The sequence below is a fragment of the Mycolicibacter heraklionensis genome, assembly GCF_019645815.1.
Taxonomy (GTDB): domain Bacteria; phylum Actinomycetota; class Actinomycetes; order Mycobacteriales; family Mycobacteriaceae; genus Mycobacterium; species Mycobacterium heraklionense.
In genome coordinates, this window is the sequence record NZ_CP080997.1 from 3,597,864 (window position 1) to 3,612,230 (window position 14,367).

General features: G+C 68.6%; 13 protein-coding genes. 10 read left to right on the forward strand and 3 right to left on the reverse strand.

Translation table 11 applies throughout. The features are described 5' to 3' along the window. The 6 genes from cofD (at position 1) to K3U94_RS17060 (ending at position 7,019) form a co-directional block, all read left to right on the forward strand. Positions 1–1,005, forward strand: a complete 1,005-nt coding sequence (cofD, locus tag K3U94_RS17035) for a 2-phospho-L-lactate transferase (RefSeq protein ID WP_047318802.1) — start codon at positions 1–3, stop codon at positions 1,003–1,005. Next, complete coding sequence (locus tag K3U94_RS17040) at positions 1,002–2,342, forward strand: coenzyme F420-0:L-glutamate ligase (RefSeq protein WP_220694471.1); 1,341 nt, start codon at positions 1,002–1,004, stop codon at positions 2,340–2,342. The genes cofD and K3U94_RS17040 overlap by 4 nt, the downstream gene beginning before the upstream one ends. Continuing rightward, on the forward strand, positions 2,339–2,878 hold the full coding sequence (locus K3U94_RS17045; protein ID WP_220694472.1) for an NUDIX hydrolase: 540 nt from the start codon (positions 2,339–2,341) through the stop codon (positions 2,876–2,878). The genes K3U94_RS17040 and K3U94_RS17045 overlap by 4 nt, the downstream gene beginning before the upstream one ends. Positions 2,879–3,056: 178 nt before the next feature. Next, on the forward strand, positions 3,057–6,365 hold the full coding sequence (locus K3U94_RS17050) for a helix-turn-helix transcriptional regulator (RefSeq protein ID WP_220694473.1): 3,309 nt from the start codon (positions 3,057–3,059) through the stop codon (positions 6,363–6,365). A 40-nt stretch (positions 6,366–6,405) separates the two neighbouring features. After that, positions 6,406–6,645 (forward strand): hypothetical protein, encoded by a 240-nt coding sequence (locus tag K3U94_RS17055; RefSeq protein WP_047318798.1) that lies wholly within the window; start codon positions 6,406–6,408, stop codon positions 6,643–6,645. Then, positions 6,630–7,019: a type II toxin-antitoxin system VapC family toxin gene (locus K3U94_RS17060; protein WP_220694474.1), complete on the forward strand. Its 390-nt coding sequence runs from the start codon at positions 6,630–6,632 to the stop codon at positions 7,017–7,019. The genes K3U94_RS17055 and K3U94_RS17060 overlap by 16 nt, the downstream gene beginning before the upstream one ends. 104 nt (positions 7,020–7,123) lie before the next feature. On the opposite strand, the gene manB is transcribed toward K3U94_RS17060, so the two are convergent. Genes manB through rfbD form a run of 3 tightly spaced genes read right to left on the reverse strand, consistent with a single transcriptional unit; the run spans position 7,124 to position 9,949 of the window. Continuing rightward, a complete protein-coding gene (gene manB / locus K3U94_RS17065; protein ID WP_220694475.1) occupies positions 7,124–8,197 on the reverse strand; it encodes a mannose-1-phosphate guanylyltransferase ManB in 1,074 nt (357 codons plus the stop codon). Further along, on the reverse strand, positions 8,194–9,081 hold the full coding sequence (locus K3U94_RS17070) for a glycosyltransferase family 2 protein (protein ID WP_047318796.1): 888 nt from the start codon (positions 9,079–9,081) through the stop codon (positions 8,194–8,196). Before K3U94_RS17070 ends, manB begins: the two co-directional genes overlap by 4 nt. 10 nt (positions 9,082–9,091) lie before the next feature. Next, complete coding sequence (gene rfbD / locus K3U94_RS17075; RefSeq protein ID WP_220694476.1) at positions 9,092–9,949, reverse strand: dTDP-4-dehydrorhamnose reductase; 858 nt, start codon at positions 9,947–9,949, stop codon at positions 9,092–9,094. Between the two features lie 132 nt (positions 9,950–10,081). On the opposite strand from rfbD, the gene K3U94_RS17080 reads away from it, so the two are divergent. The 4 genes from K3U94_RS17080 (at position 10,082) to K3U94_RS17095 (ending at position 14,345) form a co-directional block, all read left to right on the forward strand. After that, positions 10,082–11,557 (forward strand): LCP family protein, encoded by a 1,476-nt coding sequence (locus K3U94_RS17080; protein WP_230987180.1) that lies wholly within the window; start codon positions 10,082–10,084, stop codon positions 11,555–11,557. A 10-nt stretch (positions 11,558–11,567) separates the two neighbouring features. Further along, positions 11,568–12,290 (forward strand): TIGR03089 family protein, encoded by a 723-nt coding sequence (locus K3U94_RS17085; RefSeq protein WP_047318793.1) that lies wholly within the window; start codon positions 11,568–11,570, stop codon positions 12,288–12,290. Positions 12,291–12,525: 235 nt separating this feature from the next. Then, the gene (locus tag K3U94_RS17090; RefSeq protein ID WP_230987635.1) at positions 12,526–13,947 is read left to right on the forward strand and encodes a PE-PPE domain-containing protein; all 1,422 of its coding nucleotides are present in this window, start codon (positions 12,526–12,528) and stop codon (positions 13,945–13,947) included. A 116-nt stretch (positions 13,948–14,063) separates the two neighbouring features. Beyond that, the gene (locus tag K3U94_RS17095) at positions 14,064–14,345 is read left to right on the forward strand and encodes a DUF1490 family protein (RefSeq protein ID WP_047318791.1); all 282 of its coding nucleotides are present in this window, start codon (positions 14,064–14,066) and stop codon (positions 14,343–14,345) included. The last annotated feature ends 22 nt before the right edge of the window (positions 14,346–14,367 follow it).

The following is a 14,367-nucleotide window of genomic DNA, read 5'->3' on the forward strand; positions in this document are numbered from 1 at the left end:
GTGAAGGTCACCGTTCTCGTCGGGGGGGTCGGCGGCGCCCGGTTCCTGCTCGGCGTCCAGAAACTGCTGGGTCTGGGCCAATTCGCCGAATCCGCAGCGGACAACGGGACCGCCGCGCACGAACTGACCGCAGTCGTCAACGTCGGCGACGACGCCTGGATGCACGGGGTCCGCATCTGCCCCGACCTGGACACCTGCATGTACACCCTGGGCGGCGGCGTCGATGCCGAGCGCGGCTGGGGGCACCGCGACGAAACCTGGCACGCCATGGAGGAGTTGGCCCGCTACGGCATGCAGCCCGACTGGTTCGGCCTCGGCGACCGGGACCTGGCCACCCACCTGGTCCGCACCCAGTCGCTGCGGGCCGGCTATCCGCTGACAGAGGTGACTTCGGCACTGTGCGAACGCTGGCAGCCGGGAGCGAAGCTGCTGCCCGTCACCAACGACAGCTGCGAAACCCACGTCGTCATCACCGATCCGGCCGACGACACCCAGCGCGCAATCCACTTCCAGGAATGGTGGGTGCGCTACCGCGCCCAGGTTCCCACCCACGGCTTCGGCTTCGTGGGCGCAGAGAAGGCCGCGGCCACACCGGAAGTCGTCGACGCCATCACCGGCGCCGACATCGTGCTGCTGGCCCCCTCCAATCCGGTGGTGAGCATCGGTGCCATCCTGGCCGTCCCGGGTGTTCGCGCGGCGCTGCGCTCCACTGCGGCACCGATTGTCGGCTACTCCCCGATCGTCGCCGGAAAACCGTTGCGCGGCATGGCAGACGTTTGCCTGAGCGTGATCGGCCTGGATTCCACCTCCCGCGCGGTCGGCGAGCACTACGGTGCACGCAGCGGGACCGGGATCCTGGACTACTGGCTGGTGCATGAGGGTGAGTCCGTCGACGGTTCCGACATCGCCGGCGTGACCGTACGCGCTGCCCCGCTGCTGATGACCGATCCGGCCACCACGGCCGAAATGGTCCGCACCGGGCTGGATCTCGCGGGCGTGCGATGAGCGAGCACGGCAGCGCCGCCAAGGTCGAGATCTTGCCAGTGACCGGCTTGGGCGAATTCCGGCCGGGCGACGACCTCGCGGCCGCGCTGGCCCAAGCCGCCCCGTGGCTGACCGACGGCGACATCGTGGTGGTGACCAGCAAGGTGGTGTCCAAGTGCGAGGGCCGCATCGTGCCGGCGCCACACGACGCCGAGGCACGTGATGCGCTGCGCCGCCAGCTGGTCGAGGCCGAAGCGGTGCGTGTGCTGGCTCGCAAGGGCCGCACCTGGATCACCGAGAACCGCCTCGGTCTGGTGCAGGCCGCCGCCGGTGTGGACGGCTCCAACGTCGGCGCGTGCGAACTCGCGCTGCTGCCGGTCGATCCCGACGGCAGCGCCGCCGCGTTGCGCGCCGGACTGGCCGAGCACCTCGGCGTCAGCGTGGCAGTGCTGATCACCGACACCATGGGCCGGGCCTGGCGCAACGGCCAGATCGACGTCGCGATCGGGGCGTCGGGGCTGTCCGTCCTCAACGGCTACGCCGGGTCCGTTGATCGGCACGGCAACGAGTTGGTGGTCACCGAAGTCGCCGTCGCCGACGAACTCGCCGCGGCCGCGGACCTGGTGAAGGGCAAGCTGACCGATATTCCGGTGGCCGTCGTGCGTGGTGTTGCCAGCCCCGACGACGGTTCCACCGCAGCGGCATTGGTGCGTTCCGGTCCTGACGACCTGTTCTGGCTCGGCACCGCCGAGGCCATCGAGGTCGGACGCGGCCAAGCGCAGCTTTTGCGCCGCTCGGTGCGCAGCTTCGCCGGCGAACCCGTTCCGGGGCAACTGATCACCGACGCCATGGCCGAGGCCCTCACTGCCCCGGCGCCGCATCACACCCGCCCGGTCCGGTTCGTCTGGCTGCAGACGTCAAGCACGCGCACTCGGCTGCTCGATGCCATGGCCCAGCGGTGGCGGTCCGACCTGACCGGCGACGGCAAGTCCCCCGAGGCCATTGAGGCCCGGGTTTCGCGTGGCCAGATCCTTTATGACGCACCCGAAGTCGTCATCCCGATAATGGTGCCCGACGGCGCCCACCACTACCCCGACGCCACCCGCACGGCCGCCGAGCACACCATGTTCACGGTTGCCGTCGGCGCCGCCGTCCAGGGCCTGTTGGTGGCCCTGGCGGTACGTGGGGTGGGCAGCTGCTGGATCGGCTCCACCATCTTCACCCCTGATTTGGTCCGCACCGAACTGGATCTGCCAGCCGACTGGGAACCCTTGGGCGCGATCGCGATCGGCTATCCGACCGACCCGCCCGAACCCCGCCCACCGGCCGAAGTCGGCGACCTTCTGGTGCGGCGATGAGTCTGCACGACTCCGCCGTCGCAGCACTGAGCGCTTGGGCTGCACCGGATTCCGCGCAGGACTCGCTACGGCAGGCGGTGCTGGCGTTTCTGGCTGCCCGCCCCGACGCGTGCCGGCGCGAATGCGTTCCCGGCCACATCACCGCCTCGACACTGGTGCTCGACCACACCGGTGAGCACGCGCTGCTGACGCTGCACCCCCGGGTGGGCCGCTGGCTGCAGCTCGGCGGGCACTGCGAGGACACCGACGCCGACATCGTCGCCGCCGCGCTGCGTGAGGCCACCGAGGAATCCGGCATCGTCGATCTGCGGTTGGATCCGCAGCTGGCAGCCGTGCACGTGCATCCGGTGACGTGCTCGCTGGGTGTGCCGACCCGGCATTTGGACCTGCAGTTCGTAGCGCACGCGCCGGCGGGTGCGCAGATCGGCATCAGCGAGGAATCGGACGACCTGCGCTGGTGGCCGGTGGATGCGCTACCGCCGGACGCCGACGACGCGGTGGCGCATCTGGTGGGCGTGGCGACGGATCGGTTTTGAGCTCGGCGGTCATTCCGAGCCGCTGAGCTGAGCACGAGCCCGCTAGATCTGATCGAGCGCGTATGCCGCCATGTCGGCGTCGGTCATGTGCCGGCCGGCCTCGGCGAGGACTTCGTACGCCCGTCACCGGGCGAGATATAAGCGCAAGCGCTGATGTTTTGCACCATCTCATCGAGACATGCTGGCTACCATGAGCGAGGACTCACCGCTGGTGAACGGGACCGAATTGGGTGTGACCGGGTTATTGCCGACGGGAACGGTGACGCTGCTGTTGGCAGACGTCGAGGGTTCCACGCGGCTCTGGGAGACGCAGCCCGACGAGATGACCGCAGCGGTCGGGCGCCTGGATCGTGCGCTGGCCGAGATCGTCCCGGCCCACATTGGGGTCCGCCCGGTGGAGCAGGGCGAGGGCGACAGTTTCGTCGTCGCGTTCGCCCGGGCCAGCGACGCCGTGGCATGTGCGTTGGCGTTGCAACGGGCGCCGTTGGCGCCGATTCGGCTGCGGATCGGCGTGCACACCGGTGAGGTACAGCTACGAGATGAGTGCAACTACATCGGGCCGACGATCAACCGGGCTGGCCGGATACGCGATCTCGCGCACGGCGGACAGACGCTACTCTCGGGCACAACCGAAGACCTTGTGGTGGAAGCACTTCCCGCCGAGGCGTGGTTGATCGATCTCGGCAGCCATGAGTTGCGCGGTGTTCCCCGCCCGGAACGGGTGGCCCAACTGTGCCATCCCGAGCTGGACAATGAGTTTCCCCCACTGCGTACGACCACGGGCCGTGCGGCGGGGCGACTGCCGGTTCAGCTCACCAGCTTTGTGGGACGCGGCGCGGAGATCGCTGATGTACAGGCGTTGGTTGCCGAGAATCGCCTGGTCATGTTGACCGGCGCGGGCGGCACCGGCAAGACCCGTCTCGCGATCGAGATCGCGGCTCGCATCGCACCAGGATTCCGCGACGGGGTCTGCTACGTCGACCTGGCGCCGATCACCGTCCCCGAAGTGGTGCCGGTCACGGCGGCACGCGCGTTGGGCTTGATCGACCAGCCGGGCCGCTCCACGACGGACGCGCTGGTCCGGTTCCTCGCGGACCGCCAGATTCTGATCGTGCTGGACAACTGCGAACATCTGCTGGATGCGAGCGCCGCGTTGGTGGTGTCCCTGCTGGGTTGCGCGCCGCACATCACGGTGCTGGCCACCAGCCGTGAGCCGCTGGGGGTTCCCGGGGAAGCCACCTGGCAGGTGCCCTCGCTGTCGCTCGGCGACGAGGCCGTCGAGCTGTTCGCCGATCGGGCCCGACTGGTCCGGGCCGACTTCGCGGTGACGCCCGGCAACACCGCTGCGGTGGCGGAGATCTGCCGACGCCTCGACGGTATGCCCCTTGCGATCGAGTTGGCGGCCGCGCGGGTGCGAGCACTGTCACTGGCAGAGATCGTCGACAGCCTGCACGACCGATTCCGGCTGTTGGCCGGTGGTTCCCGGACCGCGGTGCGTCGACAGCAGACGTTGCGCGCGTCGGTGGATTGGTCGCACGCCCTGCTCACCGACACCGAACGCGTCCTGTTCCGCCGGTTGGCGGTCTTCTTGGGTGGCTTCGACCTCGACGCAGCCCAAGCGGTCGCCGGGGCCGACGGGGTTCAGCGCTACCAGGTGTTGGAGCAACTCAGCCTGCTGATCGACAAATCACTGGTGGTCGCTGAAAACAACGGCGGGAGAACACGATATCGCTTACTGGAGACGGTACGTCAGTACGCGCTGGAGAAACTCGGCGAGTCCGGCGAAGCCGATGCGGTGCGTTCGCGACACCGCGACCATTACACAGCGATGGCGGCGCTGCTAGATGCCCCGGCCCGCACCGACTACGAACAGCGCATCGAGCAGGCCGAGATCGAGATGGACAATCTCCGAACCGCGTTCGGGTGGAGCTTGGAGGACGCCGCCATCGAGCCCGCGATGGTGCTGGCGTCGTCGCTGCAGCCGATGTGGCTGACCCGCGGTCGGGTCCGGGAAGGGCTGGCCTGGTTCGAGGCAGTGCTCACCGCAGAACGTGCCCACGGTGTGGAGGTGAATCCCGCGTTACGCGCACAGGCCCTCGCCGACAGCGCCGTACTGGGCCTCTCGGCGGGCACCGCCTGCAGCATGGATTCCGCAGAGCAAGCCTTGACCATTGCCCGTGGGGTAGGCGACCCTGCCCTATTGGCGCGGGCGCTGACCGCCTATGGCTACAGCACCGCGTACAACGCCGAGATGGCCGAACCATACTTCGCCGAGGCAGTCGGCCTGGCCCGCGCGTCAGACGACCGGTGGCGGTTGAGCCAGATCCTGGGCTGGCAGGCCACCGCCGCGATCGTGGCCGGCGACCCGCTGGCCGCGCGTGCCGCCGCCGCAGAAGGACTCGCGGTCGCCGAGGCGATCGGCGATCGGTTCGACGCCCGTCAGTGTCGTTACAGCTTCGGAACGGCGCAGCAATTCCAAGGTGACTTGGATGGGGCCGTGGCGCAGCTCGACACGCTGGTCACCGAGGCCGAGGAGGTACACGACCTGATGAGCCGGGCGCTGGGCCTTGGCCAGAAAGGCTTTGCGCTCGCATACCGGGGCGACACGAACGCCGCGCGGGCCGCCGTCGATGCGGCTCTGATCGTCGGCGCGGAGCTTGGCGACGGATTCGCCGGTTTCGCTCATATGGCTGCCACGGTCGCGGCGCTGTCCGCGGGGGATGTCGAAGCAGCGCGGGACTCGAGCGAGTCGGCTAACCAACGCCTGAGTGCCGCGCCGGGGTTGGCGGCGGTGCAGAGCGCCTTCTACGCGCAGGCGGCGTTGGCAGCGGGTGATCTGGCTGCGGCCAGGGTCCGGGCCGACGAGGCCGTCGCGACGACGACGGGCTGGTACCTGATGGTGGCGCTGACCACGCGCGCCCGGGTGGCGATCGGGCAGGGCGACGTAGGCCAAGCCGCACGTGATACCCGCGACGCACTGACGTGCTGTACGGACATGGAGTCCTACCTGGGGATTCCGGACATCTTCGAGTGCCTCGCGGCGCTGGCCGCCGACGCCGGAAGCCACCGCGACGCGGTCCGCATCTACGGGGCGGCCGAGTCCGTCCGGGAGCGGATCGGTGCGCCCCGGTTCAAGACTTGGGACCACGACTACCTGACGTCGGTAAACGACTTGCGAAAAGCCTTGGGTGAGAAGGAGTTTGACACCGCCTGGGCCGAGGGCGCGGCGTTGTCAACCGAGGAGGCCATTGCGTACGTACAACGCGGGCGCGGCGGCCGGAAACGGCCGCCAACCGGCTGGGACTCTCTGACGCCGAGCGAACGCGATGTGGTGAAACTGGTCCGAGAGGGGCTGTCGAACAAGGACATCGGCGCCAGACTCTTCATCTCGTCGCGGACGGTTCAAGTGCATCTCACCCACATCTACGCCAAGCTGGGGTTGACATCACGCATGCACCTGGCCCAGGAAGCCGCTCGCCGCGGCTGATCCGGACCGTGGCCACTAGGGCATGTGTTAGCATGCATGCATGCGTACGACGGTGGAGATTACCGACGAACAGCACCGCGCCCTGAGCGCGATTGCACAGCGTCGCGGTGTACGCGGATTTTCTGCCCTGGTCCAGGAAGCGCTGGACGGCTACCTCGCAAATTTGAACACCGATGAGGTCGACCTGCTGCTGGGCCTCGAAGGCACCCTTACCGACTCCGAGGCGCACGAGGTCCGAACCCGCATCGACGAGGCGAGAGCCACGTGGCGGGCGTCGTAGTCGTCGACACCGATCTGATCATCGATTTTCTGCGCGGCAAGGGCCCCGGCGTGTCGTTGGTCCGCGAGTTAATTGCCGGCCATCGCCTGCGTGTCACCGCGGTAACCGCATTCGAACTGCGGGTCGGTATGGACTTCTTGGCGCGCCGCGACGATATCCTCCGGCTAGTGCGCTCGCGAACCTTTCCGCTCGATTCCCGATGTGCACTGCGCGCCGGCGATGTGGCCGCCGCGCTACGACGGGGTGGCCAAGACATCGGGCTGGCCGACTGCCTCCAGGCAGGCATCTGCTTGACCTTCGACCTGCCGTTGGCCACCCGCAACCGCAAGCACTTCGAACGGGTGGACGGGTTGCGACTACACGAGGTCGGCTAGCCAGACGTCGCTCGATCGCGTGACTAACCACCGTTGACACTGCGTGTACGGCGGAAAAGTTCGAGAGGGATGCGCCCTGAGCGCAGAGTCAGCCGAGAACCGGCTCACACGTCGCTGGAGTAGCGGATCCCGCAGTCGGGGATCGACACGCCGGGCCACACCCGGGCCCCACACAGCAACTCGCAGCGGGCCCCGATGTCGGCGCCGTCGCCGATCACCCCGTCGCGGATCAGCGCCCGCGGCCCGATCCGGGCGCCGAACCCGATGATCGAGCGTTCGATCACGCAGCCGGCCTCGACTTTGACGCCGTCGAAGATCACCGCCCCATCCAGCCGGGCACCGGGGCCGATCTCCGCGCCCCGCCCCACGACCGTCCCGCCGATCAGCACCGCACCCGGCGCCACCGAGGCGCCGTCGTGCACCAGCGCCTCGCCGCGCCGGCCGCCCAGCGCCGGCGACGGCGCGATGCCGCGCACCAGGTCCGCCGAACCGCGTACGAAGTCCTCCGGGGTTCCCATGTCGCGCCAATAACTGGTGTCGACGTAGCCGCAGACCTTCACACCGTCGGCCAGCAGCGCGGGAAACACCTCGCGTTCCACCGACACCGGGCGTCCGCGCGGGATGCGGTCGATGACGTCGCGGGACAACACGTAGCAGCCGGCGTTGATCTGGTCGGTCGGCGGGTCCTCGGTCTTCTCCAGGAATGCGGTGACCCGCCCGTCCTGGGTGGGGACGCAGCCGAAGGCACGAGGGTCACCGACCCGCACCAGGTGCAGCGTCGCCTCGGCCGCCTGCTCGCGGTGGTAGTCGTACAACTCGCTCAGATCCGCCCCGGACAGCACGTCACCGTTGAACACCATCGCGGTGTCATAGCGCAGCTTGGGCGCGACGTTGGCGATACCGCCGCCGGTGCCCAGCGGCTCCTCCTCGGTCACGTAGTCGATCTGCAGGCCCAGCGCGGAGCCGTCGCCGAACTCCTCGGCGAACACCTCCGGCTTATACGACGTGCTGAGGATCACGTGCTCGATTCCGGCCGCGGCGATCCGCGACAGCAGGTGCGTCAGGAAGGGCAGACCCGCGGTCGGCAGCATCGGCTTGGGTGCCGACAGGGTGAGTGGCCGCAGCCGGGTCCCCTTGCCGCCGACGAGGATGACCGCGTCGACTTGGCTCAGTGTCACGGTTGTCCCTTCGTCAGTTTGCGGCGGGCGTTACGCACCGCCAAGTGTGAGCGCACCGCCAGCGCACCCCGCATGCTCCAGCGCAGCGGGGCCCGCCACCAGCCGGTGTGCCGGTCGGCGAGGTAGGTGTAGGTGCTGCGGTGGTGCGCGGCCAGGTTGCGCGCGGGGTCCTTGCCGGTGGCGTGGCCCTTCTGGTGCAACACCTCGGCCGACGGCACGTAGACGTTGAGCCAGCCGGCCTTGGCCAGCCGGTCGCCCAGGTCGACGTCCTCCATATAGAGGAAGTAGCGGTCGTCGAAGCCGCCGACCGCGTCGAACGCCGCACGGCGCACCAGCAGGCAGGCGCCCGAGAGCCACCCGACCGGCCGCTCGCTGGGTTCCAGCCGTTCCTGCCGGTAGGCCCGGGTCCAGGGGTTGTTGGGCCACACCGGGCCGACGACGGCATGCATGCCGCCGCGGATCAGGCTGGGCAGGTGGCGCGCCGACGGATACACCGAGCCGTCCGGTTCCCGGATCAGCGGGCCCAGGGTCGCCGCCCGCGGCCACCGGGCCGCCGCATCCAACAGCGCCTCGATGCTGCCCGGCCCCCACTGGACATCGGGGTTGGCCACGATGAGAAATTCACTGCGCTCGCCGTCCTCGGCGTCGAGCAGGGCCACCCCGGCGTTCACCGCGCCGCCGTAGCCCAGGTTGGCCCCGGTATGCAGCAGTTGCACGTTGGGATAGCGCTGCGCGGCTTCCTCGGGCGCACCGTCGGTGGAACCGTTGTCGGCCATCACCACCCGCACCGGGCGATCGGTCGCCAGCGACAGCGATGCCAGGAAGCGGTCCAAATGCCATCCCGGCGAATAGGTCACCGTCACCACCGGTAGGGCCTCACTCACGGCGTAGAGGTTATCTGGCCAAGGCCGCGGACAGTGCATCGCTCCACCGGCGCAGCGGTGCCAGGCCGGCCCGCGCCGACTCGGCACCCGACAACGCGGAGTAGGCGGGCCGGGGCGCGGGGCGCGGATGCGCTGCACTGCTGACCGGCCGCACCCGGTCCGGGTCGGCGCCGACCGCGGCGAACACCGCGCGGGCCTGTTCGTACCGGCTCGCCGCCCCGGCGTTGGCGGCGTGCAACACCCGGGCGCTCGGCGGTGAGGCAGCCAGCGCCAACAGCGCCTCGACGAGATCGCCGACATACGTCGGGGATCCGATCTGGTCGTCGACCACCTCCACACCGGCATCGCCGGCGGCCCGCTCGCGCATCACCGCGACGAAGTCGGAGCCACCGACGGCCCCGGTGTAAACCCAGGCGGTGCGCACCACCAGGGCGTCCGGCGAGCCTGCCAGCACCGCGTTCTCACCGGCCAGTTTGGTGCGGCCGTAGACGGACAGCGGCCGGGTGGCATCCCCGGGTTCGTACGGGCGCGGCGGGCCGCCACCGAAGTCGCCGTCGAAGACGTAGTCGGTGGAGATATGGATCAGGCGCGCGCCGGCCCGTGCGCAGGCGGCCGCAAGGTGGCCCGGTCCGGCCGCGTTGACGGCATGGGCCCGCTCGGAGTCGGTCTCGGCGGCGTCGACCTGGGTGTAAGCCGCACAGTTGATCAGCACGTCACCGGGCCGCAGGTCCACCGCGTCCACCGCGGCGGCATCGGTGATGTCGCACTGCGCCGAGGACAGTGCCAGCACGTCACAACCGGTCTCGGCGGCGCGTTTCGCCAGGAAAGTGCCGACTTGGCCGCCGGCGCCGGTGATCACAATCCGCATGAGCTCGAGCTTATGCGGCGGTTCCAGCGTCGCCTCTCCTCCGTCGAAGCTCGCTAAACCGCCGGTCTGGCACGCGGTCTGGCACGCCGCACTCGGCTACCGCCGATACAGCAGTTACGCAAGTAATCTGAAGTGATGCCTGCGCAACGTGTGGTTCGTGTGATTGCCACGGTGGCAGCCGTCGCCATCGTCCTGGGTACCGGAGTGGCCTGGAGCCAGGTCCGGTCCTTCGAGGACGGCATCTTCCACGTCTCGTCGCTGGCGCTGGGCAATGGCGGATCCGACGGCGCGGTCGACATCCTGCTGGTCGGGATGGACAGCCGCACCGATGCCCACGGCAATCCGCTGACCCCCGAAGAGCTGGCCTCTCTGCGCGTTGGGGACGACGAGGCCACCAACACCGACACGATCATCCTGGTCCGGATCCCCAACAACGGGAAGTCGGCCACCGCGATCTCGATCCCCCGCGACTCCTACGTGGCGGCACCGGGCCTGGACAAGACCAAGATCAACGGCGTGTACGGCGCCACCCGCCTGGAGACCGCCGACGCGCTCGTGGAATCCGGGATGGATCCGGTCCAGGCGCAGGCGCGCGGTACCGAGGCGGGCCGCGAGGCCCTGATCAAAACGGTGGCCGACCTGACCGGAGTCACCGTCGACCACTACGCCGAGATCGGACTGCTCGGGTTCGCGCTGATCACCGATGCCCTCGGCGGCGTCGACGTCTGCCTCAAGGAGCCGGTGTACGAAGAGCTCTCCGGCGCGGACTTCCCGGCCGGCTGGCAGCGGCTCGGCGGCTCCCAGGCGCTGAGCTTCGTGCGACAGCGCCACGAGCTCCCGCACGGCGACCTGGACCGGGTCCGTCGCCAGCAGGTGGTGATGGCATCGCTTGCGCACCAGGTCATCTCCGGCAAGACGCTGTCCAGCCCGGGCACCCTGTCCCGGCTGCAGGCCGCAGTACAACGGTCGGTGGTGCTTTCGGCCGGCTGGGACGTGATCGACTTCGTCACGAAGGCCCAAGACCTGGCCGCGGGCAAGGTGGCGTTCGCCACCATCCCGGTGCTCGAAGAGTCCGGCTGGAGCGACGACGGCATGCAGAGTGTGGTGCGCGTCGACCCCGGCCAGGTGGCCGAGTGGGTGGCCGGGCTGCTGCACGATCAGGACGAGGGCAAGACCGAGCTGCTGGCCTACAACCCGGAACAGACCACCGCCAGCGTGCTCAACGACACCGACATCAACGGCCTGGCCGCCGCGGTCTCGGGGGTGCTCAACGCCAAGGGATTCGGCACCGGATCGGTGGGTAACAACGAGTCCGAGCATGTGCCCACCAGTCAGGTGCAGGCCGCCTCGGCCGACGACCCCGGCGCACAGGCGGTGGCCAGGGACCTCGGAGGACTGCCGGTGGTGGCAGTCGAGTCGGTCCCGACAGGCTCGGTGCGCGTCGTGCTGGCCAACGACTACACCGGGCCCGGATCGGGCATGGGCTCCGGGGGCGCCAGCGCGCAGGTGGCCGGCATCTCCAGCTACGACGACGGCGAGGCGCCCCAAATCCCCGTTGCGTCACCGATTCTGACCGCGGGTTCCAACGACCCCCAGTGCGTGAACTAACGTCGCTGCGGTGATCAACCTCAGCTCGGCGATCCTTGATCCTCTCCTGCGCGCCGACCCGGTGGGGCCACGAATCACCTACTACGACGACGCGACCGGGGAACGTATCGAGCTGTCCGCGGCGACGCTGGCGAACTGGGCCGCCAAGACCGGCAACCTGCTGCGCGACGAGCTCGGCGCCGGCGCCGGAAGTCGCATCGCGGTGCTGCTGCCCGCGCATTGGCAGACGGCGGCGGTGCTGTTCGGCGCGTGGTGGATCGGGGCCGAAGTGCTGACCGGATCGGACGCAGACGCCGACGTCGCGCTGTGCACCGCCGACCGACTCGATGAAGCCGACGCGGCGGTGGCCGCCACCGGCGGCGAGGTGGTCGTGCTGTCGCTGGACCCGTTCGGCAAGCCGGCCCCCGACCTGCCGGTGGGCGTCACCGACTATGCGACCGCAGTGCGGGTGCACGGCGACCAGATCATCGCCGAACGCGCCCCCGGCCCAGCCCTAGCCGGATCATCGGCCGACGACGTGCTGGCGTCGTGCGAGAAGTGCGCGGCGACACTGGGTTTGACGTCGTCGGATCGGGTGTGGTCGACCAGGGATTGGAACAACCCGACCGAGCTGATCGAGAACATGCTGACGGTGTTCGCCGTGGGCGGGTCACTGGTGCAGGTCGCCAACCCCGATCCCGGCCTACAGGAGCGCCGCCGGGCCAGCGAGAAGGTCACCCGCCTGTTCGACTGAACCGCCGGGCCAATACGGCGGCCCCAGCTTCCCCTCTCCTCCGTCGAGCCTCGCTGAACCGCCGAGCCAATACGGATTTCGGGCAGTAGAAACTGATTGACGTTCAGCTCAGCAGGTATTAATTTTATGTAGCTTTTGTCACAGCATTTACTTATTCCAGTCCAAGAGTCCTTGAGATATCGAGGGGGCCGCAATGATCCGTCGCGCAGTTCGGTGGCCTGAGGTAGTGGCACCGATGCTCGCCACCGCCGTGGGCATCTCGGCGGCGATCAGCCCCGGGGCCACTACCGGGGTGATAACGGTGCTGGCAGAAGCGGATCTGCTCAGCACCGAGGCGTGGATCATGGGCGGCAGCGGCGACCCGATCCCCTCAGCGGGTGGCATGGCGGCGCTGATGCACCGTTACGTCGATCCAGCGACGCCGTTTTTCGCCGGTCAGCCACAGTTCCCCGTGGACGCCACCCACTCGCTGTTCACCCCCGAAGGCCTGTACCCGCTGACCGGCATCAAGGTCCTCGAACTGGATCCGTCGGTGACGCAGGGGCTCACCATTCTGGACAGCACGATCAAGGGCCAGATCGCGGCCGGGAACAACCTGGTCGTGGTGGGCGTCTCGCAGAGCTCCGTCATCTCCGCACTTCAGATGCGCGATCTGCTGGCACTGCCGCTGGGCGAGCAGCCCACCGCGGACCAGCTGTCATTCGTCCTGCTCGGCAACGAGAGCAATCCCAACGGCGGCCTGCTGTCACGTTTCGGCGATCCGAGTCTGCCGCCGCTGAGCATCCCCAGCCTTGGGATCACCTTCAGCGGAGCGGAGCCCGCCGACACACCCTGGGCGACCGCGATCTACACCGCCGAATACGACGGCTTCGCCGACTTCCCGCGCTACCCGATCAACCTGCTGTCGGACATCAACGCACTCCTGGGCATCGCCTTTGTGCACACTTCCTACGGCTCGCTGACCGCCGAGCAGTTGGCGGCCACCGTCGAGTTGCCGGTAACCGACGATTACACCGGCGCCACCCGATACTTCATGATTCCCACCGAGAATCTGCCGCTACTGGTACCGCTGCGCGCCATCCCGGTGTTGGGAGACCCACTTGCCGACCTGCTGCAGCCGGCCTTGCGCGTGCTGGTCAACCTGGGCTACGGCAGCATCGATGAAGGCTGGGACCACGGGCCCGCGAATGTGTCCACCCCGTTCGCACTGTTTCCGACCGATATCAACCCGGCCGATGTGTTCACCGCCCTGGTCAACGGCGCTCAGCAGGGCGTCCAAGATTTCATTCACGACCTAGAGTCGCTGTCGCTGCCGACCATCGTGAACGAGATCGCCAACGGCAACGCGACGGATTCGCTACCCAGCTTGCTCGATATCGTCAACACGTTCTCCGGCGTGCTCTCGTCGGCGTATTCCGGCCTGCTGCCCACCGCAGACGTCATCAACGCGCTGCTGACCAGCCTGCCGGCCTATGACATCAGCCTGTTCATCCAGGAACTGATGTCGGGTGACCTCCTCGACGCCATCGGTCTGCCGATCGCGGCCACGGTCGGCCTGGGCAGCCTGGCGGGCATGGTCGAGATCGGTGCCGTCCTGCAAGCGATCAGCCCGCTTCTGGGCATCGGTGAACCAGCGGATCTGCTCCCGCTCTTCTGAGGCACTGCTCGGCGCGCCACCGCGGCCCGATTCTGGCGCCACCGCGACATATACATGCTGATATGCGGATATGATAATGTTTCTGCGAGTGGCAGCGAGAGGAACAGGAGAGGCTCATGGCGGTGCAGGGATTGCTGGCGAAAGCGGCGTCGACGGTGTTCACCGGGCTGGTCGGAGTGAGCGCCTACGAGGTGGCGCGCCGGGCATTGGCGAAAGCTCCGCTGCACGAGGCGGCGGTGACGGCCACTGAGTGGAGTCTGCGCGGAACCCGGCGAGCCGAGGAGGTTGCCGAGTCGGCGCGACTGAAGGTCGCCGACGTGGTCGCCGAAGCTCGCGAGCGTATCGGCGAGGAGGCCACCCCGCCGGCAGCGGCCGTCGAGCACGACCACGACCACTGATCGCCCGGCGCCGACGATGGGG